This window comes from Gordonia alkaliphila (genome assembly GCF_039542465.1).
In the GTDB taxonomy this organism is placed as follows: domain Bacteria; phylum Actinomycetota; class Actinomycetes; order Mycobacteriales; family Mycobacteriaceae; genus Gordonia; species Gordonia alkaliphila.
This window is the reverse complement of the sequence record NZ_BAABIE010000014.1, coordinates 63,028-86,551: the sequence shown is the minus strand read 5'-3', so window position 1 is coordinate 86,551 and position 23,524 is coordinate 63,028. Positions and strand designations below refer to the sequence as shown.

At 69.1% G+C, this 23,524-nt stretch carries 22 protein-coding genes, 1 tRNA gene and 1 pseudogene; 10 read left to right on the top strand and 14 right to left on the bottom strand.

All coding sequences use genetic code 11. From position 1 onward, the window contains the following. Nucleotides 1-29 precede the first annotated feature (29 nt). The gene (locus ABD989_RS14615; RefSeq protein WP_345314041.1) at nt 30-1,196 is read left to right on the top strand and encodes an ATP-grasp domain-containing protein; all 1,167 of its coding nucleotides are present in this window, start codon (nt 30-32) and stop codon (nt 1,194-1,196) included. 10 nt (nt 1,197-1,206) lie between these two features. Here ABD989_RS14615 and ABD989_RS14610 read toward each other — a convergent pair whose 3' ends face one another. Then, nucleotides 1,207-2,070: an alpha/beta fold hydrolase gene (locus ABD989_RS14610; RefSeq protein ID WP_345314040.1), complete on the bottom strand. Its 864-nt coding sequence runs from the start codon at nt 2,068-2,070 to the stop codon at nt 1,207-1,209. An 83-nt stretch (nt 2,071-2,153) separates the two neighbouring features. Here ABD989_RS14610 and ABD989_RS14605 point away from each other — a divergent pair, with 83 nt between their 5' ends. From ABD989_RS14605 to ABD989_RS14590, 4 genes and pseudogenes are all read left to right on the top strand, one after another. Further along, nucleotides 2,154-3,161: an ABC transporter ATP-binding protein gene (locus ABD989_RS14605; RefSeq protein ID WP_345314039.1), complete on the top strand. Its 1,008-nt coding sequence runs from the start codon at nt 2,154-2,156 to the stop codon at nt 3,159-3,161. Further along, a complete protein-coding gene (locus tag ABD989_RS14600; RefSeq protein WP_345314038.1) occupies nt 3,158-3,943 on the top strand; it encodes a hypothetical protein in 786 nt (261 codons plus the stop codon). Before ABD989_RS14605 ends, ABD989_RS14600 begins: the two co-directional genes overlap by 4 nt. 60 nt (nt 3,944-4,003) lie before the next feature. Then, the gene (locus ABD989_RS14595; RefSeq protein ID WP_345314037.1) at nt 4,004-4,186 is read left to right on the top strand and encodes a hypothetical protein; all 183 of its coding nucleotides are present in this window, start codon (nt 4,004-4,006) and stop codon (nt 4,184-4,186) included. Beyond that, nucleotides 4,170-4,850: pseudogene (locus ABD989_RS14590) on the top strand (PTS transporter subunit IIC); the annotation flags it as partial. The gene ABD989_RS14595 and the pseudogene ABD989_RS14590, both read left to right, overlap by 17 nt. Before the next feature lie 7 nt (nt 4,851-4,857). Here the strand turns inward: ABD989_RS14590 and ABD989_RS14585 are convergent. The 4 genes from ABD989_RS14585 to ABD989_RS14570 all read right to left on the bottom strand — a co-directional run bounded on the left by ABD989_RS14585 (nt 4,858) and on the right by ABD989_RS14570 (nt 9,060). Further along, nucleotides 4,858-6,171 (bottom strand): family 1 glycosylhydrolase, encoded by a 1,314-nt coding sequence (locus tag ABD989_RS14585; RefSeq protein ID WP_345314036.1) that lies wholly within the window; start codon nt 6,169-6,171, stop codon nt 4,858-4,860. A 49-nt stretch (nt 6,172-6,220) separates the two neighbouring features. Continuing rightward, nucleotides 6,221-6,769 carry an SLC13 family permease gene (locus ABD989_RS14580; RefSeq protein WP_345314035.1) on the bottom strand — a complete coding sequence of 183 codons (549 nt, stop codon included), beginning with the start codon at nt 6,767-6,769 and terminating at the stop codon, nt 6,221-6,223. Between the two features lie 336 nt (nt 6,770-7,105). Continuing rightward, nucleotides 7,106-7,648 (bottom strand): SLC13 family permease, encoded by a 543-nt coding sequence (locus tag ABD989_RS14575; protein ID WP_345314034.1) that lies wholly within the window; start codon nt 7,646-7,648, stop codon nt 7,106-7,108. A gap of 50 nt (nt 7,649-7,698) precedes the next feature. Further along, complete coding sequence (locus ABD989_RS14570; protein ID WP_345314033.1) at nt 7,699-9,060, bottom strand: FAD-binding oxidoreductase; 1,362 nt, start codon at nt 9,058-9,060, stop codon at nt 7,699-7,701. Nucleotides 9,061-9,135: 75 nt separating this feature from the next. On the opposite strand from ABD989_RS14570, the gene ABD989_RS14565 reads away from it, so the two are divergent. Beyond that, a complete protein-coding gene (locus tag ABD989_RS14565; protein ID WP_345314032.1) occupies nt 9,136-10,812 on the top strand; it encodes an alkaline phosphatase D family protein in 1,677 nt (558 codons plus the stop codon). A gap of 37 nt (nt 10,813-10,849) precedes the next feature. Here the strand turns inward: ABD989_RS14565 and ABD989_RS14560 are convergent, their stop codons facing one another. Next, entirely contained in the window at nt 10,850-11,908 is a 1,059-nt protein-coding gene (locus ABD989_RS14560) for a hypothetical protein (RefSeq protein WP_246993631.1), read from the bottom strand. A gap of 13 nt (nt 11,909-11,921) precedes the next feature. Next, complete coding sequence (gene dcd / locus ABD989_RS14555) at nt 11,922-12,488, bottom strand: dCTP deaminase (RefSeq protein WP_246993632.1); 567 nt, start codon at nt 12,486-12,488, stop codon at nt 11,922-11,924. A gap of 106 nt (nt 12,489-12,594) precedes the next feature. Between dcd and ABD989_RS14550 the strand changes: the two genes are divergently transcribed. From ABD989_RS14550 to ABD989_RS14535, 4 genes are all read left to right on the top strand, one after another. Then, nucleotides 12,595-12,665: transfer RNA gene (locus tag ABD989_RS14550), tRNA-Gly, on the top strand. A gap of 45 nt (nt 12,666-12,710) precedes the next feature. Then, entirely contained in the window at nt 12,711-13,163 is a 453-nt protein-coding gene (locus ABD989_RS14545; RefSeq protein WP_345314031.1) for a hypothetical protein, read from the top strand. A 69-nt stretch (nt 13,164-13,232) separates the two neighbouring features. Next, nucleotides 13,233-14,303, top strand: a complete 1,071-nt coding sequence (locus ABD989_RS14540) for a metallophosphoesterase (RefSeq protein ID WP_345314030.1) — start codon at nt 13,233-13,235, stop codon at nt 14,301-14,303. A gap of 94 nt (nt 14,304-14,397) precedes the next feature. Continuing rightward, complete coding sequence (locus tag ABD989_RS14535) at nt 14,398-15,285, top strand: bile acid:sodium symporter family protein (protein WP_246993635.1); 888 nt, start codon at nt 14,398-14,400, stop codon at nt 15,283-15,285. Here the strand turns inward: ABD989_RS14535 and ABD989_RS14530 are convergent, their stop codons facing one another. From ABD989_RS14530 to ABD989_RS14500, 7 genes are all read right to left on the bottom strand, one after another. Beyond that, nucleotides 15,286-16,824, bottom strand: a complete 1,539-nt coding sequence (locus ABD989_RS14530; protein WP_308221342.1) for an MFS transporter — start codon at nt 16,822-16,824, stop codon at nt 15,286-15,288. Next, nucleotides 16,821-17,372, bottom strand: coding sequence for a TetR/AcrR family transcriptional regulator (locus ABD989_RS14525; RefSeq protein ID WP_246993636.1), 552 nt, complete (start codon nt 17,370-17,372; stop codon nt 16,821-16,823). The genes ABD989_RS14530 and ABD989_RS14525 overlap by 4 nt, the downstream gene beginning before the upstream one ends. Nucleotides 17,373-17,474: 102 nt before the next feature. Further along, nucleotides 17,475-18,224, bottom strand: coding sequence for a MerR family transcriptional regulator (locus ABD989_RS14520; RefSeq protein ID WP_246993637.1), 750 nt, complete (start codon nt 18,222-18,224; stop codon nt 17,475-17,477). 57 nt (nt 18,225-18,281) lie between these two features. Next, complete coding sequence (locus ABD989_RS14515; protein ID WP_246993638.1) at nt 18,282-19,409, bottom strand: PDR/VanB family oxidoreductase; 1,128 nt, start codon at nt 19,407-19,409, stop codon at nt 18,282-18,284. A gap of 8 nt (nt 19,410-19,417) precedes the next feature. Continuing rightward, a complete protein-coding gene (locus tag ABD989_RS14510; RefSeq protein WP_246993639.1) occupies nt 19,418-20,317 on the bottom strand; it encodes a metal-dependent hydrolase in 900 nt (299 codons plus the stop codon). Between the two features lie 11 nt (nt 20,318-20,328). After that, nucleotides 20,329-22,098, bottom strand: coding sequence for an SDR family oxidoreductase (locus ABD989_RS14505; RefSeq protein ID WP_345314029.1), 1,770 nt, complete (start codon nt 22,096-22,098; stop codon nt 20,329-20,331). A 129-nt stretch (nt 22,099-22,227) separates the two neighbouring features. Continuing rightward, nucleotides 22,228-23,481 (bottom strand): pyridoxal phosphate-dependent aminotransferase, encoded by a 1,254-nt coding sequence (locus ABD989_RS14500; protein ID WP_345314028.1) that lies wholly within the window; start codon nt 23,479-23,481, stop codon nt 22,228-22,230. Between the last annotated feature and the right edge of the window lie 43 nt (nt 23,482-23,524).

Here is a 23,524-nt window from a genome sequence, read left to right as displayed (position 1 = left end):
CCCTGACCGGACGGGCTACGCTTGCGGTCGTGGACCAAGGGCAGCATAAGCACATTCTCATCACGTTCGGGCGTTCGTTCCTGACGCTGAATCTGGCCCGACTGCTCGCCGCCGCGGGACATCGGGTCAGCACCGCGGATAGTGTGCCGATCGCCGTGAGTCGATTCTCCAAGGCCGTGGCCGGCTTCCATCGCGTCAGCCCGCCCAAGTATCAGCCCCAGAAGTACTGCCGGGAGATCGCGGCGATCGTCGAAGCCGAGGGCATCGACCTGGTGATCCCGATTCACGAGGAGACCGACATCCTGGCGATGATGGCGGGCCTGTTCCCGCCGTCGTGCGAGCTCTTCCTGTCCGACTTCGCCCTCGAGGACACGCTGCACAACAAGCTGAAGTTCCAGCAGGCCCTGGTGGAGATGGGGATCGAGACGCTCAAGTTCGCGTCGATCACCGGGCCGGAGGACATCGCCGAGCTCGACTTCGATACGCCGTTCGCCGTGAAACAAGCCTATTCACGCGGTTCGCAGCTGGTGATCAAGGCCTACCCCGGCGACGAGCTGAAGCAGCTGACCTTCGATCCGACCAACCCGTGGATCGCCCAGGAGTGGCTGGAAGGCGATCGCTACTGCACCTACTCCATCTGCCGTGACGGCGAAGTCTTCGCGCACGCCACCTACCCGGTGAAGTACGCGATCGGCGGATCGTCGTGCCTCACCTTCGAACAGGTGCGGCATGCGGGCATCGAGGAGTGGGTGCGCGACGTGATTCGGCGGACCGGCTTCACCGGTCACATCGGTTTCGACTTCATCGACCATCCCGACCGCGGACTGGTCACCATTGAAGCGAACCCGCGAGCCACCAGCGGCATCATGATGTTCACGCCGGAGAGTCGCGTCGATCGCGCCTTCTTCGGGGAGAACGACGAGGTGATCTACCCGCCGACCGGACGCGTCCGCATGATCGGTATCGGCATGGCGCTGTACGGCTGGCGCAAGGATTCCTTGCCCGGCAACAACTTCCGTCAGTTCGTCCGGGACTTCCGGGCGGCCGACGACGTGATCGCCGAGAAGGGCGACATGAAGCCGGCCGTGATGCTGGTGGCTGCCTACGGGAACATCCTGCGCCACAGTGTCCGGTACCGAGTCGGCCTGGCCGGCGGCTTCATGCACGACCACGAGTGGGACGGGCACCAGATCTGAGCGCGACGCGCTAGCGTGAGCCGTCCCGCACCCGGCGACAGAAGTCGACGATGTGCCCGGGGGCGGTGCGGTTCGGGTCCAACATCAGGCCGCCGTGCGCGAAACCGTCGATCTGGATGAACTCCGCGTCCGGGATCAGGGCGGCCGCGGCGCGGGACGTGGTCGGCGGGAAGAACAGGTCTTCCGAGAAGGACATCACGAGCGTCGGCACATCGATGGTCGCCAGTCGGGCTTCGCTGGGCTCGCCCGCCAGCACCCACGACTGCGATGCGGCGAGCTGACCGTGCTGTCCCTGCGGCGAGGTCCACGAGCTGGCACCGTCGACCAGCATGTCCCGCCAACCGCGGACCGTGGCCGGATCCTGCAGTGAGGCGCGGTCGAGCGTGGTCATCAGGGTCTCGAAGGCCGAGACCGTCTTGGGCAGTTCCCCGAGGCGTTCGAACAGGGCCAGTTCCATCTCGTTGACCAGCGCGCTGATCGGCGACGAGCGCAGGCCCGCGCACATCACGACGCCGAGCGCGGTGCCGGGTCGGCGCTCCAACAGAGCCTGCGTGACGTAGCACCCCATCGAATAACCGACGACGATGGCGCGGTCGATGTCGAAGTGGTCCAGCAGCCCGGCGGCGTCGTCAGCCATGGTCGGGATGTCGTACGGCGGCGGCGGCGCATCCGAGCCGGCCACTCCGCGGGCGCTGTACGACAGCACACGGAAGCCGGCGTCCACCAACTGGCCGGTGACACCGGTGAGGTCCCAGGTGGACTTGGGCATCGCCATGCCGGGATTGAGGAGGACGAACGGTCCGTCGCCGGTTCCGGCGAGGCCGGCCAGCAGAGTGACGCCGGTGGGCAGGACGACGCGGTTGCTCTCTGACACCGGACCGAGTCTAGACATCGGGGGCGCGGCGCGCGGGAGGTCGGCGGCGCGCGTGCACGCGCCGCGCGGGGCATGATGCGGTGATGATCGTTGTGGAACGTTTGACCAAGAGGTACGGACCGTTCGTCGCCGTCGACGACGTCTCGTTCACCTGTCAGCCGGGGCAGGTGGTGGGCTTCCTCGGACCGAACGGCGCGGGCAAGTCCACCACGCTGCGCGTGCTCACCGGGCTCACGCCGGCCACGGCGGGGTCGGCGACCATCGGCGGCTATCAGTACCGGGACATTCCCAATCCCGCGATGCAGGTCGGCACGCTGCTCGACGCGTCGGCGTTCCACTCCGGGCGCAGCGCGCGGGAGACGCTGCGGCTGAGTGCGCAGATGATGGGCCTGCCGACGTCTCGGGTGGACGAGATGCTCGCCGTGGTGGGGCTGTCGCCGTCCGAGGCGGGGCGCCGGGTGGCCAACTATTCGCTGGGCATGCGGCAGCGGCTCGGCGTGGCGAACGCGTTGCTCGGCGATCCGAGCGTGCTGATCCTGGACGAGCCGGTCAACGGTCTCGATCCGGCAGGCATCCACTGGATGCGCGGCGTGCTGCGCGGGTTCGCCGACGCCGGCGGCACCGTTCTGCTCAGCTCACACCTGCTTCACGAGATCGAACTGATCGCCGACCACATCGTCGTGATCGGCGGCGGCCGGGTGATGGCGCAGGGCACCAAGGAGTCGCTGGCCGGAATGCCCGGCACGCAGGTCCGCGCCGTGGATGAGACGGCGCTGGCCGCTGCGCTCGGCGCCGCCGGTCTGCCGTGCCGACCGGGAACGAGCGGCGGGATCGTGGTGGACGCGTCGACCCTGCAGGTGGGCGAGGTAGCCGCGGCCGCCGGACTGGTGCTCACAGAACTGGGGTCCGCGTCCACCGGCGGGCTCGAGCAGACCTACCTCCAGTTGACCGCAGCGGCGCAGCGCGGACCGCTCCCGGCGGGGCCGATGATGCCGCCCGGGCAGATGCAACCTCCGGGGCAACCCGGCTATCCGGGGCAACCCCATTATCCGGGCCCGCAGTCACAGCAATTTCCGGGAGGAACAGCATGAGCGCACCGATGACCGTCAAGGGCATCGATCCGAACCTGGCGTCGATCCCGTTCCGGCGCGAGGTGCTCGTCGAACTGCGCAAGTCGGTGGGTACGCGCGGTCCGTGGATCGTGCTGGGCGTGCTGGGGCTGGTCTGGCTCGGGGTCTGCGCGGTGGCTCTGTCGACGGGCACGCTCGGAAGTTTCGGCGAGTTGTTGACGTCGTTCGGCGTGATGACCCGGATCTTTGTGGGCGTCTTGGCGATCCTGCTGGTGACCTCCGAATGGGGCCAGCGCTCGGTGGTGACGGCCTTCACGCTCGAGCCGCGACGGGAACGGGTGCTGCTGGCCAAGCTCACCGCCGCGGTGATCGGGGCGGCCGTGATCTTCGCCGGCATGCTGGTTCTGACCAGCCTGATCGTGGCGATTCGCGGCGCCTCGTTCGCCGACGCCGCCGATGCGATCCGGGGTGACGGGATCCGGGCGCTGTTCGACGTCCTGATGGCCTTCGCGATCGCGATCGCCATCCTGAACACCGCGGGCGCGATGGTGACTTACCTGGTGGTGCCGGAAGTGATCGTGCCGACGGTGCTGTTGCTCGGCTCGATCGGAACCACTGCCGGCGAGGGCACCCTCTTCGAGAAGGTGGCGCCGTGGGTGTACCCGCGGGAGGCGTTGTCGGGTATCGGCCAAGTGGCTCCCGACGCCCAGGACTGGGGGCAGGTGCTGGTGTGCGCGGTGATCTGGATCGGTCTGCCGGGTCTGCTCGGCGTGTACCGGGTGATGACGAACGAAGTGAAATAGCGCCTCGGGCGACGTCGCGGGCCGGACCCCCCGGACGGCCTGCGCCGGATGGTGCAGGCGGTGCGCGAGGCGATGGCCGGTCCGCCGTTCCAGGCGGCGATGGAGTTGTGGACGGCCTCGAGGACCAACGCGGAACTGCGCGAGGCGCTGGTGCCGGCCGAGCGCCGGCTCGGCGCCGCCGTGCACGCGGTGTTCGACGCCCACGTCGGGATCGACGATCCCCAGCAGGCCCATTCTCGGTGAACTGGTACCCGCGTTCCAGGGCATCGCCGAGCGCGTGGTGCCGGGTGCGGTCCCCGCACTGGACGCGCCGATCGTCTTCCCGTACGCCCAGAACGCCGTCCTGATCGGCTTCCTCTCCAGCTTCGCCGCGGGTCTCGTGGGCCTCGCGATCCTCGCGTCCTGGCTGGGGCCGACGTTCGGCTGGGCGCTGGTGCTGCCGGGTCTGGTGCCGCACTTCTTCACCGGCGGTGCGGCCGGTGTGTACGGCAACGCCACCGGTGGCCGCTTCGGCGCCATCAACGGTGCCTTCGCGAACGGTCTGCTGATCACCTTCCTGCCGGCCCTGCTGGTGGGGGTGCTCGGCGGCTTCGGCGAGGAGAACACCACCTTCGGCGACGCGGACTTCGGCTGGTACGGACTCCTGCTCGGCAACGCCGCCAAGATCGGCGGGGTGCCCGGCGTGCTCGTGATGATCGCGATCGGTGCAGTGATCCTGGTCCTCGCCGTGGTGGTGCAGAAGAAGCTGGTGGAGACCGACTGGGATCCGTCGCCCGGACGGCCGATGCCGGGTGCGGGCGATCCGCCGGGACCGGGGAATCCGAACATGGTGGCCGCAGGTCGGCGCTACCCGAAGATCCCGCCGCCGGTCGGCGCGCCGAAGCCGCCGCCTCCGCTGCAGACCTGAGCGGACCTCAGCGAACGGGCTGGGTGCAGCTCGACGGCGCCGCGACCAGGGAACAGACGGTGGCCGGGCGGCTCGGACGGTAGTGCGGGCCGACGCCGCCGTCGGCGATGATCCGGCGGTACGCGGCGACCGCCGGGGTCGGGACACGATGCAGAGTCGGGTCGGTGAGGACGTCGACCCGGTAGAGGCCGAAGCGGGGTGTGTAGCTGCCCCATTCGTAGTTGTCGGTGAGGCTCCAGTAGTTCAGGCCCATCACGTCGATCCCGTCGGCGCGGGCGCGTTGCGTCCAGTAGATGAGGTCGCGGAGGTGGTCGGCGCGGCGATAGCCGTCGGGCCGCGGGGCGCCGTTCTGCGTCGGCATGCCGGTCTCGATCACGTAGAGGGGTTTGCCGGGGAAGCGGCGCGCGTAGTCGCGGAAGGCGTAGTACAGGCCGTCGGCGGACACCGGGGCCTCCCACGAACGGTCGGCGAGGATCTGCGCGGCGCCCAGCTGCGTCGGCGACACCGAGTAGTAATAGTCGAAGCCGACGAAGTCGAGCTTGTCGCGCACGCGGTCCAGGAAGGTCTGGTCCAGCGCCGGCTGCACCGTGGGGATGTAGGCGGCGTTGGAGGAGACCAGCGCGCCGGGATCGCGCCGGTGGATGTGGTCGTAGATGGCGCGGTGCACGCCGACCAGACGATCGAGCATCACGGGCGCCAGGTGCGGCGGCAGCCCACCGTGCTGGACCTCCTTCATCAGATACGCGGTGGCTTCGTTGACGGTGATCCACAGCGGACGGTGGTGCGCGTAGCGGTCGACGACGCGGCGCTGATGCCGCAGCCAGGCCGCCGGGGTCCGGGCGTCGGCCCACCCGCCGCGGTCGGCGATCCAACCGGGATAGACCCAATGGTCCAGGGTCAGCATGGGGCGCATCCCGGCCTCGACGATCGCGGCCACCAGGTCGTCGTAGTAGGCCCATTCGCGCGCCTCGTCGTACCCCGGGCGAGGTTCCAGCCGCGCCCATTCGATACCCACGCGGTAGACCGTCACGCCCATGCCCGCGGCGAGCCGGACGTCCTCGCGGTAGCGGTGCCGGAAGTCGACCGACGATCCGACGCCGTCGGGGAACGACGCCCCCGGCTTCGCCGCCGCCCGGGCATAGCGCCGCCAGTTGCTGTCCGGCGAGGAGCCCTCGGTCTGGAATCCGGAACTGGCGACGCCCCACAGGAAATCGTCGGGCAGCGGTCCGACGGCGTGCGCGCGGCCCGGCGTCACCGTCGCGAGGACGGCGACGAGACAGATCGTCAGGGCGATGAGCGTGGTCCGGAAGAGTGTCCGCATGAGTGCGAGTGTGGCCGCCGCTCAGCGTCGGCGCGGTGAGTTCGAGCGATCAGGCCCAGAACTCGAGCAGCGGCCAGGCCACGCCGAACGCGGTGGCCAGGCTCACCAGGGTGATCGGAACGCCGAAGCGCACGAACGTCGCGACGGTGTACTTGCCCGGCTCCATCACCATCAGGTTCGACTGGTGACTGAACGGGTTGAGGAAGGTGAACGAGATACAGGTGCCGATGCGGATGAGCACGACCATCGGGTTCAGGCCCATGGAGTTCGCGACGGTGATGGCTACGGGCGTCAGAATGCTCGCCGCCGCGGCGTTGGTCACGAGGTTGGTCAGCAGCGTGGTGCCGAGCGCGATCACCGTCACCATCAACGGGATGCTGCCCGCCGACAGGTAGATGATGGCGTCGGACAGATAGCCGCCGAGGCCGCTCTCGATCACCATCACGCCGAGACCGATGGAACCGGCGATGATGGCGAGGATGTTCCAGTCCAGGGCGCGCACCGCCGACCGCGGTGTCAGCACTCCGGTCACCACCATCGCCACCGCACCGATCGACGACGCCAACTCCACCGGGGCCAGACCGAACGAGGCGGCCACGATTCGCCGAGCAGCACGCCCAGGGCGATCCAGGTCTTGCCCGGCTGCGGCGCCTTGCCTGTCCGAAGTGGGGGCTCTCCCACAGCATCCGCACGCCGGTTTCGCTGGTCCGGTACACCAGCACGTCGCCCTCTTCGAGAACGCTGTCGGTCACCACCGACTTGCCCCACCGGCGGACGTCGATCAACTCGTATTCGCCGGTGCGCGCGATCCCGACATCGGCGGCGGTGCGGCCGACGCTCACCGAGCGGCTGGACAGCGGGATCTCGGCGCGCCAGCGCAGGTCTTTCGTCGGGGGTTTCGGCTTGCCCTTCAACAGGTACCGCGAGCTCACGATCACGGCGATGCCGCCACCGGCACGAACGAGAACATGGTGATGTTCACGCCGTACGGGGCGGCCATGCCCGCGATGATCAGGTTGGAGCTGGTGCCGATCAGGGTCATCGAACCGGCCAGGGTGGTGGCATGGGCCACCGGCAGCAGGACCGACCGGGCCGGCACCCCCGACCGCTGCTGCAACTCCTTGGTGGCCGGAATCAGCATGGCCACGATCGGCGTGGTGTTGATGAGCGAGCTGATGATGCCGATCGGCGGGACGATCCGCCGCAGTGTCTGACGCGGCGTCGTGACGGTCGCCAGAAGTCGGAAGGTGACGCGGGAGACCACGCCGGTCGCCAGCACGCCCTTCGCGATCACCAGCATGGCGGCGATGGTGATCACACCGCCGTTGCTCAACCCGGCGAAAAGCTGTGCGGGGGTGGCGATTCCGACGACGCCCGCGACCAGGAGGGCGATGATCAACGCCAAGACCGCGGGCATCCGGCCACTGGTCATCGCGATCAGGGTCGCGATGACGATCACCGCGGTCAGGATGGCCATTCGGACATTCTGACCGAGAAGTGGCCGACCCCGGTACGGATCGGCGCGAACTACAGCATCACGCCGGGGTTGAGTAGTCCGTGCGGATCCAGCGCCTGCTTGATGGTCGCGGTCAGCTCCATCACGTCGGCGCCGACCTGGGCGGGCAGCCAGCCCTTCTTCAACCGGCCGACGCCGTGCTCGCCGGTGATGGTGCCGCCCATCTCGACGGCCAACCCCATGATCTGGTCGAAGGCGAGCTGTGCGCGGCCGGCCTCGTCGGCGTCGGTGGGATCGAAGACGATCAGCGGATGGGTGTTGCCGTCCCCGGCGTGGGCGATCACCGCGATCGTGACGCGGTTGTCGGCGGCGATGGCGGCGACGCCGTCGACCAGATCGGGCAGCGCCGGAAGGGGAACGCCGACGTCCTCCAGCAGCAGTGACCCGCGTCGTTCCACCGCGGGGATGGCGACCCGGCGGGCGACGGTGAAGGCCTCGCCCTCCTCCGGGTCGTCGGTGGTGAACACCTCGTCCGCCTGATGGGCGCGGAACGCCTCCTCGATCAGCGCCACCTCGGCGACGCCAGCCGGGCCGGGGGCATCGGACTGGGCGATCAACATCGCGCCGGCGGACCGGTCCAGGCCCATGTTGAGCATGTCCTCGACCGCGTTGATGGAGGTGTGGTCCATGAACTCGAGCATCGCCGGACGGGTCTGCGCGGTGACCGCCAGCACCGCCTGGCTCGCTGCGCGCACCGTCGGAAACACGCCGACCACGGTGCACGCGGCGGGCTGCGGCGGGAGCAGCCGGACGGTGACCTCGGTGAGGATGCCGAGCAGGCCCTCGCTGCCGACGAACAGGCGGGTCAGGGACAGGCCCGCCGAATCCTTGAGCTGCTTGCCGCCCAGGCGCACCGCGCGACCGTCGGCGAGAACCACTTCCAGGCCCAGGACGTAGTCGACGGTCACGCCGTACTTGACGCAGCACAGCCCGCCGGCGTTGGTCGCCGCGTTGCCGCCGATGGTGCAGATCTCGAACGACGACGGGTCCGGCGGATACCAGAGGCCGTGCTCGGCGGCCGCCGCCTTCACTTCGGCGTTGAGCATGCCCGGCGCGCAGGCGGCGGTGCGCGTGGTGGTGTCGACCTGCACACCGCGCATCTTCTCGGTGGTGATCATCACCGCGCCGCTGACCGCGGTGGCGCCTCCGGACAGGCTCGTGCCCGCGCCGCGGGTGATGATCGGGACGCGGTGCTCGGCGCACCAGCGCACCGCGGTCTGCACGTCGGCGGTGGTGTGCGGCCGGACCAGGGCGAGCGGGGTCCCGGCGGTCGGATCCTCGGCCCGATCGAAGCGGTAGGCGGCCAAGATGTCCGGGTCGGTCACCACCATCGTCTCGGGCAGGGCTGCGCGCAGAGTGCTGACGTCGACCATCTCTTCAGGGTAGGGCCACCGCCGAGACGCGCGGAGGTTACCGACGCGTCACCTCGGGTGGCCAAGGTGGGCCGCGTGCGAAATCGACTCTCGGCCAACCTTTCTCGTCGTACCTTCGTCGCCGCGGCCGGTGCCGCCGGTGTCGGGGTGCTCGGTGTCGGGGCGGTGGACGCGGTTCCCGCCGGGGCGCGCCCCGCGCGCGGCCGCGGTGCTTTCGTCCACGGGGTGGCGTCCGGCGATCCGCTCGCCGATCGGGTGATTCTGTGGACGCGTGTCACGCCGGAGGCGGCTGCCGCTCCCGGCTCGGGCCGCGGGGGACCGGTGAACCTGCGCTGGGAGATGTCCACTGCGCGCGAGTTCACGTCGATCGCGGCGACCGGCACCGTGGTCACCACGGCCGCGAGCGACCACACGGTCAAGGTCGACGCCGCGGGCCTGGCTCCCAAGACCGCCTACTGGTACCGGTTCCGGGTGCTCGACGGCGCGGCCGCGGGCCAGGTGTCCCCGGTGGGGCGCACCAAGACTGCCCCGGCCGCCGGCGACGACGTGCGCCGCGTGCAGTTCGGCGTGGCCAGCTGCGCCAACTGGGAGGCCGGCTACTTCGGCGCCTACCGGGAGTTGGCGCAGCGCGATGAACTCGACGCGGTGGTGCACCTCGGCGACTACCTTTACGAGTACGGGCCCGGCGAGTACGGCGGCAAGCACGGCCCGGTCCGCACCCACCAGCCCGCGCGCGACATCGTCTCGCTGGCGGACTACCGGATCCGGCACGCGCAGTACAAGACCGACCCCGACCTGCAGGCCGCGCACGCGGCGCACCCGTTCATCTGCACCTGGGACGACCACGAGTCGGCCGACAACGCGTGGCTGCGCGGCGCCGAGAACCACGACCCGAAGACCCAGGGCGCATGGGCGGCGCGCAAGGCCGCCGCCGAGCAGGCCTACTACGAGTGGATGCCGGTGCGGCCGCAGGTCGACGGCACCGGGCGGCACCTGTACCGGCGCCTGCGCTACGGCACGCTGCTGGAGCTGTCGATGCTGGATCTGCGCAGCTACCGGGACAAGCAGGTGCCGGCCACGTCGTCGAAGACGGACTCGGCGTCGTCGTCGATCACCGGCCGGAAACAGATGACCTGGCTCACCGGCGGGATCGAGAGCTCGCCGACCACCTGGCAGCTGATCGGGAATCCGGTGATGATCTCCCCGATCCTGCTGCCGCCGCTCGATCCCGAGCGCAGTCGGATCCTCACCGAACTGCTGGGTCTGCCGCGCAACGGGGTGTCCCTCAACGCCGACGCCTGGGACGGCTACACCGCGGACCGTCGCACGCTGCTCGCCGCGATCGCGCAGCGCACCGGCGGCAACGCGGTCTTCCTCACCGGCGACATCCACATGTCGTGGGCGTGCGAGGTGCCGCGCGAGCCCGCGAACTATCCGGGCGCCGGCAGCCTCGCCACCGAGTTCGTGGTGACGTCGGTGACGTCGAACAACCTCGACGACATGGTGTCGGTACCCGAACAGGCCCTGGGCGCGCCGGCGTCGGCGGCGCTGATGGCGACCAACCGGCACACGCGCTGGGTGGACACCGACGCGCACGGCTATGCCGTGTTGACGGTGAGTCCGGTTGCGGCGCAGATGGATTGGTACTTCGTCACGGACCGATCCGTGCGCCGCTCGCCGTTCCGACACGGCCAGTCGTGGAAGGTGGCCGCCGGTTCGCGACGCCTCACCAAGGTGTCGCGCCCGGCCTGACGACGGACGCCGCCGGCGGGGAAGCTCGCCGGCGACGTCAGCCGATGATGATCGGCGGCAGACCCGGAATCGGATTGGGAATGGTGCGGCGATTGTCCGGCCGCGGGCGGGGCCGCGGCTGCGGTCCCAGCGGCGCCTCGGACGTCTTGGTGGTCGAACTCGATGTGGGTTTGGGCGGCACGTACCGCTTCATCGGCGCTCGTGCGGCCCGCAGTTCGCTGGGCGAGGCGGCGATCGGCGCCTCGTCGCCGCCCTGCTCGGGGGTCGAGACGGCCGTCGCGCCGGATTCCGCCGCGGCTGGTGGAGAATCGTCGTCGCCGGTCATCGTCGCGGCGGCCAGCCCGATACCGCCGAGGGCGATGACGGCAAGGGCCGCAGCGGTCAGCAGCGCCCGGGTGCGGCGGGCGGCGGCGGCCGACGGCGCCCGCTCGGCGAACTCCGCCGCAGCCGCTGCGTCGGGCAGTGCTTCGGCCGGTGCCGTGGCCCACGCCAGCGAGGTCGGTGTTTCCGGGAGCGCTTCCAGGGCGCGGGTGGCCTCGTCGTCGCCGACGAAGGTCTCCGGGAACGGATCGTCGGGTCCGAGGAGCGCGAAGCCGCGATCGGTGAGGGTCTCCCACAGGCCGGGCCACAGGTCCATCCCCGGGCCGAGGAAGACCGCGGCGACGGGTTCGCGGCCGGCGAGTTCGACGATCAATCCGTTGGCGCGGTTCACTTCCGGCACGGTGGCGGCCATCGCGGTGTCGAGCGTGATCGTCACCAGGCGCAGGTGTTCGGTGCCCATCAGGATCACGCTGTCGCGCTCGATCAGGACGGTGCGGGCCCGGCGGCAGAGGTCGAGCAGTTCGGCGAACACCTGCGGGTCGTCGGTGCCGGGGACCGCCTCGCCGTGGTGCAGATAGGACGCCACACGGATGTCGAGCACCGAGGGCGTGATCCGCGGTTCGACGGCCACCTGTTCCACCCGGCCGTCGGCGCCCATTCGGGCGGCCCAGAGTCCGTCGTCGCCGAAGTCGACGGCCACCACGGCGCCCGCGGCGTCGGCCGGGATCGTGAAATCGTCGAGCCAGACGGGGCGCTGCGGGGTGGGTTCGGTCATCGTCGTCGCACGGTCACTTCTGGAAGTTCAGATACGCCTTGGACGGGGTGGGGCCGCGCTGCCCCTGGTACTTGGAGCCGACGGCCGCGGAGCCGTACGGGTTCTCCGCCGGAGAGGAGAGCTTGATCAGGCACAGCTGGCCGATCTTCATGCCCGGCCAGAGAGTGATCGGCAGGTTCGCGACGTTGGACAGCTCCAGCGTGATGTGGCCGGAGAAGCCGGGGTCGATGAAACCCGCGGTGGAGTGCGTCAGCAGTCCCAGGCGGCCGAGGGACGACTTGCCCTCCAGGCGTCCGGCCAGGTCGTCGGGCAGGCTGCACACTTCGAGGGTGGAGCCGAGCACGAACTCGCCGGGGTGCAGGACGAAGGGTTCGCCCTCGGCGGGTTCCACCAGGGTGGTCAGTTCGTCCTGCTGCTGGGCCGGGTCGATGTGGGTGTACCGCGTGTTGTTGAAGACGCGGAACAGACTGTCGAGCCGGACGTCGACGCTCGACGGCTGCACGAGGTCGGCAGCGTAGGGATCGATTCCCAGGCGCCCGGCCTGGATTTCGGAGCGGATGTCGCGGTCGGAAAGCAGCACGACTCGAGGTTATCGGACGTGGTCGGTGCGCACCCGGCCGCCGCGGGTTTGCTAGTGTTGCGGGCGCACCCCGCGGGTCCGTCGCACGACGTTCTCACGGTGCAGTGCCGGTGTGGCGTAGTGGTAACGCTGCTGCTTCCCAAGCAGCCGTCGCGGGTTCGATTCCCGTCACCGGCTCTCTTCTGGCCCATTCCGTCGCCGCTGCCGATCTCGCCCGGCAAGATGCCGCTCGACCAGCGCATCACCGAGGGTGCGGCGATCAACTGCGCCTTCGGTCGGGTCTTCAACCCGGTGCTCGCGACGTCGTTGGTCAGCATCGAACTCAACGGCTACGAACTGGTGCCGGTGCGATGGGGGCGCATCGAGGTGCCGGTGCTTCCGGGGCGGTACCACTTCCGGGTCTTCATTCGGAACGGGCCGGAGATCAAGCACCTGGCGGAGTTGGACGCCGAGGTGGTGCCGGGTGCCCTGTTGGAGATGAATTACGCGTTCGGCGGCTTCGGCGGACCCACGCTCACCGTCAGCGCCACCGCCGAGGAGAACCGCCGGGCCCTGTACCTGGTGCTGGGGGGCGATGGTCGTCGGGTGGGGCCTGCTGCTCGTCTACCTGTTTCTCGGCTAGTTCCCGCCGATGGCGGGTTCTGCAGTGGGCACGACTCGGTGCCCGCGAAGTGAACGACGAGTAGCCGGCCGACGACGAGGAAGCGCGGTCGTCGTTCACCTGTCCGTGGCACCATTCCGGACATGACCGACAACATTCCCCAGCCGGCCGACTCCGGCGTGAAGCGCCGTTCGTTCCTGGTCGGCGCCGCCGCAGCGGCCGGTGCCGCGGCCACCTTCGGCAAGTTCTCGTCCGGCACGGCCTCGGCGGCCCCCCGCTTCCCGATGCCCGGCTCGGACACCCAGAGCCTGCACATCCTGGTGACCGGCGACGCGGGTACCGGCGAGGCGCCGCAGTACGCGGTGACCAAGGCGGCGCGAAAGATCCACGCGGCCAAACCCTTCGACATCGCGGTGGGCCTCGGCGACAACATCTACGAGAGCGGCCCGGACGGGCCGGACGACGCCCAGTTCCACACCAAGTTCGAGAAGCCCAACGCGGGCTTGGACTTTCCCTGGCTGATGGCGCTGGGCAACCACGACAACACGGCGGTGTTCCCCGGCGACGGCGGCTGGCTGCTGCGCGGCAACGAGGAAGTGGACTACGCCAAGCGGTCGCGGCGGTTCTACATGCCGGCGCGCTATTACTCGGTGAACCTCGGTGTCGCCGAGATCTTCGTCGTCGACGGCAACCCCTTGGCCGCCTACATTCCGCCGTTCCTCTCGCCGGAGTGGGAGCCGGGCGGGCACTACATGACGCGGCAAGCGAAGTGGCTGGACCGGGCGCTGGCGACCTCGAAGGCGCCGTGGAAGCTGGTGTGCACCCACCATCCGTACGCCAACAACGGGCCGCACGGCCCGGCCGGCGCCTACGACGGCCTGCCCGCGCCGATGAACGGGCAGCCGCTCAAGGAGTTCTTCGACAAGCACGTGGCGGGACGGGCGCACTTCCTGCTGTCCGGCCACGACCACAGCCAGCAGGTGATCGACGCGGTACCCGGCTTCAAGGGGACCAAGCAGATCGTCTCGGGTGCGGCGGCCAAGACGGTGCACAGCAAGTCGAGCGGCGAGTTCCGGGCGAAGTACGAGAATTACACCGACCGCGGCTTCATGACGATGGACGTGCAACCGTCGTCGCTCACCCTGAATGTGTACGAGGTGGCCGCCGACAAGCCGGAGGCCCGGGCCGCGTACACCACCACCTATCGCCGCTGAGTCCGTCACCAGTTAGGGTGACGGGGATCTCGTCTGACCCGACGCCGACGCAGATCACTGTGATCGACGGTGGACGGGAGACGAGGAGCCTGCGGTGCAGGATTCGGCATTGATCACCACGGGGCTGCCGATCGCGCTGGCGATCATCATGTTCGGTTTGGGGCTTTCGCTCACCACCGCCGACTTCGCGCGCGTCGCCCGGTCGCCGCGCGCGGTGGTCGGCGCGCTGATCCTGCAGATCGTGGTGCTCCCGGGGGTGGCCTTCGGGCTGGTGCTGGCCTTCGACCTGCCGGCGATGCTGGCCGTGGGCGTGATGCTGCTGGCGGCCTCGCCGGGCGGCACCACCGCGAACCTGTTCAGCCACTTGTTCCGCGGCGACGTGGCGCTGAACATCTCGTTGACCGCGATCAACTCGGTGCTCGCCGCGTTCAGCATTCCGCTGATCACCAACCTGGCGATCGGTTACTTCGACGTCGACGGCGAGCTTGGTCTGCAGTTCGGCAAGGTCGCCCAGGTGATCGCGCTGGTCCTGGTGCCGGTGGTGATCGGCATGATCGTGCGCGCCCGCTGGGAGGACTTCGCCAAGCAGGCCGATAAGCCGGTCCGGTTGTTCTCGATCATCGTGCTGGTCGCGGTGACCATCGGCGCGATCGTCGGGGAGCGCGAGAACGTCCTCGACTATGCGCGCCAGGTCGGACTGGTCACCGGTTTGTTCTGCCTGCTCAGTCTGTCCGCGGGCTACGGTTTGGCGTTGGCGCTGCGGCTGTCGCGGCCGCAGGCGATCGCCACCTCGATGGAGGTGGGCATCCACAACACCACCATCGCCCTGACCATCGCGCTGAGCGTGCTCGACAACGCGATGGTGGCGATCCCGGCGGCGGTCTACTCGATCCTGATGTACATCGTGGCCCCGGCCTTCGGCTGGGCTGTCAGTCGTACTGCCGCCGTCGACGAGGAGGCTTCCGACCTCGAACCGGCCTGATCAGTGCTGGACGTCGAGGTCCAGGCCGCGTGGGGTCAGCAGGTAGACGGCGACGGCGGCTGCGGCTAAGAGGACGGCGCCGATCAGGCCGACCAAGCTGATGGCCTCGGTGAACGACGACTGGGCCACGGCTGCGAGCTCGGCCGAACCCGTGGCCTGCGCGATCTCCAGTGCGGCGGCCAGGGACTGGTCGGCGCCGGGGACGTCGGGCCCTACCTTGGAACTGAAGAGCACCGCGGCGATGGTGCCGAGGAAGGCGACGCCGAAGACGTTGCCCAGGTCGTAGGCCGTCTCCTCGATGGCGGCCGCATTGCCGGCCTTCTCCTGCGGACTGGCGCCCATGATCATGGCCGACCCGATGGTGAGGGCTCCGGCACCGGCACCCTGGAGGATCATCGCGACGGCCACCCAGCCGTAGCCCAGCGGTGTGGGGGCGAGGTAGAGCAGTCCGAACCCGACTGCCGGGAGGAGCATCGCGATGCCCATGACGGCGCGTGCGCCGAGCTTGTCGGAAAGGTACTGGGCGGAGATGGAAGTGATGATCGCGCCGCCGGCGAACGGCATGAGCCGGAGGCCGGCCTCCAGCGGGGTGTAGCCCTCCACCAGCTGCAGCCACTGCGCCAGCAGGAGCAGCCCACCGCCCATCGCGATCATCGAGAACAGCGCGGCCAGCACGCCTGCGGTCAGCTGCGGCCGCAGGAACAGCCGGACCTCGAGGAGCGGGTCGGGAATGCGCAGGCACCGGAGCACGAACCAGGTGAGCAGCAGGACCGCGGCGATCAGGGCGATCCAGGCTGCGGGATTGGCCAGGCCGTCGTTCACGAAGCGCTTGCCGAACTCCTTCATCGACCACACCAGCGCCGCGACGCCGCTGATCGACAGCACCGAGCCGAGTCCGTCCCAGCGGGCGGTGGTGGCCACCCGCGACTCGGGGAGTAGCACCACGGCACCGATGAGCGCGAGCACCATCGGCGGCACGTTGACCAGGAAGGCCGCGTGCCAGGAGAAGTGCTCCAGCAGGAAGCCGCCGATGATGGGGCCGACGGCGGCGCCGGCCGCGGAGACCGCGGCCCAGACTCCGATGGCCAGGGTGCGTTCGCGGGTGTCGGTGAAGAGCACCCGCAGCATGGACAGGGTGGTCGGCATGATCATCGCGCCGCCGAGGCCGAGCAGGGCGCGCAGCGCGATCACGCCGCCCGACGAGTCGGCCCACAGGATGAGGAGCGAGGCGAGGCCGAAGACCGCGAAGCCGCACATCAGGAGGAGCCGTCGGCCCCATCGGTCGGCGAGCCCGCTCATCGAGATCAGGAGCCCGGCCAACACCAGGGAGTAAGCGTCGACCATCCAGAGCTGTTGTGTCGCAGACGGTCTCAGTTCGGCGCTGATCGACGGCAGGGCGACGTTCAGGACCGTCAGGTCCATCACGACGGTCAGCAGCGCCAACGACAGCACGCCGAGCGCGGACCAGCGTCGCCATGCGGGGAGGTCGGCGGTCAGGGTGCCGTCCGGACGGCTGGCGGGGGTGGCGAGAAGGTTCACGATTGTCCTGCTTCGGGCATCAGGGTGCGGGAGAGGTCTTCGAGCAGTCGCAGCTCGAGGGGGGTGTCGTTGATGGCGGCGTGCATGCAGGCGCCGTCGAGGAAGACGGCCATGAGCCGCGCGGAGTCGCGGTCGGTGAGGCCGCTGAGGACCTCGACGATCCCGTCGAACCACAGTCGGCTCAGGTGTGCGAGTTCGGGGCGCACCAGGGCGGCGGCGTAGAGGGCGGCCTCGGCACGTACCTGCTGCTGATCGGACAGGTAGCCGTGCAGGAGTCCGGCGATCGCCTCGGGGGTGCGGTCGCTGTCCTCGATGAGCTGGGCTGTTTCGGCGAGATCAGTCTCCACCTCGGCGGCGAGGTGCGCGAAGGCGTCTGCCACGAGGTCGTCGAGCGAGGCGAAATAGTAGGTCGTCGAGCCCAGCGGGACGCCGGCGTGCTCGGCGACGCGGCGGTGGGTGAGCTTGCCTTCGCCGTTGCGCAGGAGGTCGGCCGCGGCGGCGACGATCTGCTGGCGACGAGGGTTCGGCTCGCGCGGGGCGGTGTTCATCGGGGGTCCTCGCCTGGGGGAATGGATCTGTACAAATGTACATGTACGTTTGTACAGATCGCTATTCGTGCAGGTGGGAAAGGTTTTCGGGCGGGAGATCGGCTATCGGCGGCGGGAACGGGCGATGGAGAGGTAGTCGTCGAGCTGGCGCGTCAGTTCACGGTCGAGGGCGCGATTGAGGCTGTTGTGGGCGGTGACCCGGCCGGTGTGGCGCAGCTGTTGGATGAACGACGCCGCCCAGTCGGACTCCTCGTCGCTCTCCGGGATCCAGCCGTCGAAGCGACCCTCGGTGATCGCGCCGCGGCCTGCGGTGATCAGCGTGCGGGCGGCGACGGCCAGGTCGTCCTCGAGCTGCCGCTGCAGACCGAGGATGTAGGGCAGTTCAATGCCGATCGCCATCATCGACCGGTAGGCATCCAGGGTCTCGGTGTCGTGCACGAGGTACTCGGTGACGGGGTCGTCGTCGATCGGGCTGATCAGTCCGAACGCCCGAAGTTCTTGCAGCACTTCGGGCTCGGGGTCGCCGAGCTGTTCGCTCAATTCCGCGGCGGGCACCTGCGCGGTGGGCGTCCGCTCGATCGGCTCGGTGATCAGCCCCTCCAGGCCGAGTACCTCGACGAGGTCGTCGCCGCGCTCCACGCCGGCCACGAACTCCGCGATGTGCGCCATCGTGAAACCGCGGCCCAGCAGATCGTTGATCACCCGCAGTCGGTCGAGGTGCTGATCGGTGTAGATCGCGACCCGTCCGCGTCGGACCGGGCGCGGAATCAGGCCGCGATCCTGGTATCCGCGCACGTTGCGGACCGTCGTGCCAGCGGCGCGGGCGAGGTCGTCGATCCGGTACTCGGTCATACGGCCGATTGTCGCAGAGGACGACGCTGTAGAGGACGACGACCGGCCGTACGACGATCAGGCGTCTACGGCCAATTCGGCGGAGTCGCACCGCGAGACGCACGGCAGGAAGTAGCCCGCCGCCCGCTCGGGTTCGGTCAGCAGTCCGTCCCGATGATCGACGTCGCCGGAGGTGGTGAGCATCTTGCAGGTGCCGCAGAAGCCCTGCTGGCACGAGTACGGGACGCCCGGCCGGACCGCGCGGATCGCGGTCAGCACCGACTCGTCGGCGGCGACGGTGATCGTCTCGCCGGTGGAGTTGAGCGTCACGTCGAACGCGGTGCCGTCGAGGATCGGCGGCGGCGAGAAGCGTTCGAAGTGCAGCTCGATGTCGCCGCGGCCGGCTAGGTGGGTCCGCAGACCCTCCAGCATCGGGACCGGGCCGCAGGTGTAGATCGCGAGCTCGGCGTTCGCGGCGAGCTGCGGGCCCACCAGCTCGTCCATCGTCGGCAGGCCGTCGACGTCGTCGGTGCGCACGGTGACCTTGTCGCCGTAGCGCGCGAGCTCGTCGATGAACGGGATCGACTCGGCGCTGCGGCCGCAGTAGATCATCGTCCACTCGAGTCCGTAGCGGTCGGCCATCGCCAACATGGGCAGGATCGGCGTGATGCCGATGCCCGCGGCGACGAAGCGCAGCGTGCGCGCCGACGAACCGTAACCGGGCAGGGCGAGCGGAAAAGCGTTGCGCGGGCCGCGAATCGAGACGGTGTCGCCCACGTTCAGGGTGTCGTGCACCTCGATCGAACCACCGCCGCCGTCGGGGATCCGGCGCACCGCGATGCGGTAGGACCGTCGATCACCGGGATCGCCGCACAGCGAGTACGACCGCATCCGTCCCGAGTCCAGATGCAGATCCAGGTGCGCGCCCGGGTGCCACTGGGGCAGTACGGCCCCGTTCGGGGCGGCGAGAGTGAGGGCGATGACGTTGTCGTCGCGCGCCACCACGTCGCGGCCGATGATCTCCAGCGTCAGCATGCCGTCGTCCTCCGACAGCGTCCGGACGCGTTCGAACTTCGCGAAGAGCGGGAACCAGACCTTGCGCAGACCGGTGGTGACCCGCATCAGCGGGTCCCGGCGCCACCGCCCGTACAGGTGCGGCGGCTCCGTGGTCAGCGAGGTCTCGTGCTCGTGGAAGATGTGGTTCATCGTCCGCCTTATGCTGCTCGGCGCGCGCCCGGGGAAGAGGCGAGGTACGCGACGGCCTGGGCGGTGTCGCCGATGTCGTGCGGGTGGAAGCTCGGCTTGAAGTAGCTGAACGTGGCACCCAGCAGGTGCCGGATCTTCGGCAGCACCCCGGCGCGACCGCCGCGGTAGTAGCCGGCGACCTTGCCGATCGGGCCGATGCTGACCGAGCCGTCTTCGTTCATGATGAACCGGAAGCCGCGGACCAGCAGCAGCGCGAGGAACGGCAGGGCCAGACCCATGGCGCGGGCGCGGTTGAACATGGTGTCGGTGAAGTAGGCGGCGGCGTCGTGCGCCACCGCGCGGTGCTCCACCTCTTCGGCGCCGTGCCAGACGAACAGGTCCATCATGTTCGGGTCGGCGCCGTTCTCGGCCCACGTGCAGTTCAGGGCGAAGTCGCCGAGGATCGCGGTGTAGTGCTCGATCGCGGCGACCAGCCACAGGCGCTCGACGAGGTGCTTCTGACGCTGCTCCGGCGTGCCACCCTCCCTGGGGCCCAAGACGCGGCGGAAGATCCACTCCATCTGGTCGGTGTACGGCTTGGCGTCGATGCCGTGGCGGTTCAGCCACTCCTCGACGGCGCGGTCGTGCGCCTCCGCGTGCATGGCCTCCTGGCCGATGAACCCGCGCATGTCGGCGGCGAGCTCCTCGTCCTTGATCATCGGCAGTGCCTCGTTGAAGGTCTCCACGAACCAGCGCTCGCCCTCGGGCAGCAGCAGGTTCAGCACGGTGATGAAGTTGGAGGCGACCGGGTGGCCGGGGATCCAGTGCAGCGGCGTCTGGCTCAGATCGAACTCGACGTTGCGGGCGTGCAGTTCCACCTTGCCCGGATCGGTCTCGGGGGTGGAATGCGTCGGCTGGGTGGTGGTCATCGTCGACATCCTTACTTCGTCAGCTTCTGGCGCGCGGCGATCCGCGAGGCCCAGGGGAAGAATCGGTACGAGCGGTAGCCGAACTTGGCTTCCGGGGTCACCGGGACCACGGCCTTGTTCGCGAGGACGGCCTTCACGATGTCGCGGGCCACCTTGTCCGGGGTGAAGCCGCGCTTGGCGTAGAAGGCGTCGATCCGCTTGCGGTTGCCCTCTTCGTCGTCGGTGCCGGCGATCTCGGTGACCGAGGTGATGTTGGTGTGCACGATGCCCGGGCAGATCGCGGTGACACCGATCTTGTGCTCGGCCAATTCGGCGCGCAGCGACTCGCAGAACATCAGGACCCCGGCCTTGCTGGCCGAGTACAGCCCCAGTTCGCGCGACGGCGTGAACGCCGCGGCCGACGCCAGATTGACGATGTGCCCGCCGGTGCCGCGCTCCACCATCTGCTTGCCGAAGGCGCGGCTGCCGCTGATCACGCCGCGCAGGTTGATGTCGAAGAGGCGGTCCACCTGCGCGTCGGACGCGGCCAGGGCGGAGCCGGCCAGGGCGATGCCCGCGTTGTTGACCACGATGTCCGGGACGCCGTGGGCCCGTCGGACGTTCTCGGCGAACTCGTTGACCGCGGTGGTGCTCGAGACGTCGAGGTCGTAGACGTGGCTGAGCACGCCCTTGGCCTTGCACTCGGTCGCGGTCTCTTCCGCACCGGCCACGTTGATGTCGGCCAGGACCACTTCGCAGCCCAGCTCGGCCAGTGCGTACGCGGTCTCGCGACCGATGCCGCTGCCCGCGCCGGTGATCACGGCGAGCTTGCCGCCGAGCTTCTGCGGCGGGCCGAGACGACGCGCTCGATCGATGGTGTTGGGCGCGCTCGACGTGCCGTTCTCGATCATCGCGATGAACTCGCGCGCGGTGTCGGCCAGGTAGGTCGGGTTGGTGTACGGCAGCCAGTGGCCGGTGGCGGAGTTCTTGCGCCATAGCTTGTTCGCGTGGGTGTGGGTCAGGTCGTAGATGGCCGGACGCAGCGCGATGTCGCGCTCATTGACCACTTCCAGCACCGGCACGACGGTGGGTCGCGGGTTGGGGCGGGCCAGCTTCTCGCGGATGTTCGCGCTGTAGAAGCGCAGGCCGGAGATCATGTCCTCGCGCAGGGTCGGCGCGAACGAGACGTTCTCGCGCGGGGTGCCCTCGACCGCGTGCAGGAACTCGGTCCACACCTTCTCCGAACCGAACGCGGAGAAGAAGGCCTGGGGGAGGACCGGCAGCTGGAAGAAGGCGGTGTAGGCCGACGACGCGACCTGCGAGAGCGCGCGACCCACGTTGCCCGGGGTGGGGCGGGTGATGTTGGCGTGCGCCCACTCGCCGAGGAAGTCCAGGTTGGGACCGGACACCGAGGTGAAGCTCTTGATCCGGTCCTCGGCACCGGGCGTGGTGACGGCCTCCCAGGCCTGCACCGAACCCCAGTCGTGCCCGATCACGTGTACCGGGACGCCGGGGCTCACGGCGTCGATCACGGCGAACAGATCCTGCGCGAGGTGCTCGAGGCGGTAGGCCTCGACCTGGTCGGGGCGGGTGCTCTCGCCGTAGCCGCGGGTGTCGTACGAGATCACGCGCACGTCGTCGGCCAGCAGCGGGGCGACGTTGTCCCAGAGGTGATGGGAGTCGGGCCAGCCGTGCACCAGGACCGCGGTGGGGCGATCGGCTGGAGCGTCGGGCGCCTCGAGTTCGAAGACCGCGAGGTCCATTCCGTCACTGCTGACCGAGGAGCGATTCCACGACACCATGTGCGTTCACCTTCTGCCGAATGAGTTGGTGCGATGCACGTTACCACTCGTAACAGTGAACTGCTAGCTCTAGTTAGCACCCGGGTCGGGTGGCGCGTATGCGGCCGGGAGGGGCCGCATACGCGCAGGTCACTGCCGGTACGACGACAGGAAGTTACCGATCCGGTCGATCGCTTCCGCCAGATCCTGGCGCCACGGCAGCGTCACGATCCGGAAGTGGTTGGTGTCGGGGAGGTTGAAACCGCTGCCCTGCACCACCAGGATCTTCTCCTGCAGGAGCAGGTCCTGGACGAACTTCTCGTCGTTGTGGATCTCGTAGACCTCGGGGTCGAGGCGGGGGAACGCGTAGAGGGCACCCATCGGCTTCACACAGCTGACACCCGGAATCTCGTTGAGCTTCTCCCAGGTCACCGTGCGCTGCCTGTACAGGCGGCCGTCCGGCTCGCAGAGGGCGTCGATGCTCTGGTAGCCGCCGAGCGCCACCTGGATGGCGTGCTGACCGGGCACGTTGCTGCACAGTCGGGTCGAGGCCAGGGTGTGCAGGCCCTCGATGAAGCCGCGCGCGTGGTCCTTGGGGCCGGTGATCACCACCCAGCCGGCGCGGTAGCCGCAGACGCGGTAGGCCTTGCTCAGGCCGTTGAACGTCAGCACCAGCATGTCCGGGGCGAGGGTGGCGATGGAGGTGTGGACGGCGTCGTCGTACAGGATCTTGTCATAGATCTCGTCGGCCAGGATCAGCAGCGAGTGCTTGCGGGCGAGGTCGACCATGCCCTTGAGGATCTCGGGGGAGTAGACCGCGCCGGTGGGGTTGTTCGGGTTGATCACCACGATGGCCTTGGTGCGATCGGTGATCTTGGCTTCGATGTCCTCGAGGCTCGGGTTCCAGTCGTTGTCCTCGTCGCACCGGTAGTGCACCGGGGTGCCGCCGGACAGGGCCGTCATGGCCGTCCACAGCGGGTAGTCGGGCGAGGGGATGAGGACCTCGTCGCCGTCGTTCAGCAGGGCCTGCATGGTCATGGTGATGAGCTCGGAGACACCGTTGCCGAGCAGGACGTCGTCGACGTCGAAGTACGGGAAGTCGTCGATGAGCTCGTAGCGGGTGACGATCGCGCGGCGGGCGGGCAGGATGCCGAGCGAATCGGAGTAGCCCTGGGAGAACGGCAGGGCGTGGATCATGTCGCGCATGATCACGTCGGGGGCCTCGAAGCCGAAGAGGGCGGGGTTGCCGATGTTCAGCTTGAGGATGCGATGGCCTTCGGCCTCCATCCGTGCTGCGTGCTCGTGCACCGGACCGCGGATCTCGTAGCACACGTTCTTGAGCTTGTCGGACTGCTCGAGGGTGCGCAGGTTCAGGTTCTGGTGGGATACATACGGTCGGCTCACGGGTTCCATTCTGTCAGTCGGACGCAAGTGGATTCCGCAAACC

Coding starts and splice junctions, on each gene's coding strand:
- ABD989_RS14570 (WP_345314033.1), bottom strand. CDS start 9,060: ATGGTCGACGTCAGCACTCTGCGCGCAGCCCTGCCCGAGACGATGGTG.
- ABD989_RS14525 (WP_246993636.1), bottom strand. CDS start 17,372: ATGAACACCGCCCCGCGCGAGCCGAACCCTCGTCGCCAGCAGATCGTC.
- ABD989_RS14510 (WP_246993639.1), bottom strand. CDS start 20,317: ATGACCACCACCCAGCCGACGCATTCCACCCCCGAGACCGATCCGGGC.
- ABD989_RS14540 (WP_345314030.1), top strand. CDS start 13,233: ATGACCGACAACATTCCCCAGCCGGCCGACTCCGGCGTGAAGCGCCGT.
- ABD989_RS14515 (WP_246993638.1), bottom strand. CDS start 19,409: ATGAACCACATCTTCCACGAGCACGAGACCTCGCTGACCACGGAGCCG.
- ABD989_RS14520 (WP_246993637.1), bottom strand. CDS start 18,224: ATGACCGAGTACCGGATCGACGACCTCGCCCGCGCCGCTGGCACGACG.
- ABD989_RS14605 (WP_345314039.1), top strand. CDS start 2,154: ATGATCGTTGTGGAACGTTTGACCAAGAGGTACGGACCGTTCGTCGCC.
- ABD989_RS14560 (WP_246993631.1), bottom strand. CDS start 11,908: ATGACCGAACCCACCCCGCAGCGCCCCGTCTGGCTCGACGATTTCACG.
- ABD989_RS14600 (WP_345314038.1), top strand. CDS start 3,158: ATGAGCGCACCGATGACCGTCAAGGGCATCGATCCGAACCTGGCGTCG.
- ABD989_RS14585 (WP_345314036.1), bottom strand. CDS start 6,171: ATGCGGACACTCTTCCGGACCACGCTCATCGCCCTGACGATCTGTCTC.
- ABD989_RS14575 (WP_345314034.1), bottom strand. CDS start 7,648: ATGGCCATCCTGACCGCGGTGATCGTCATCGCGACCCTGATCGCGATG.
- ABD989_RS14505 (WP_345314029.1), bottom strand. CDS start 22,098: ATGGTGTCGTGGAATCGCTCCTCGGTCAGCAGTGACGGAATGGACCTC.
- ABD989_RS14545 (WP_345314031.1), top strand. CDS start 12,711: ATGCCGCTCGACCAGCGCATCACCGAGGGTGCGGCGATCAACTGCGCC.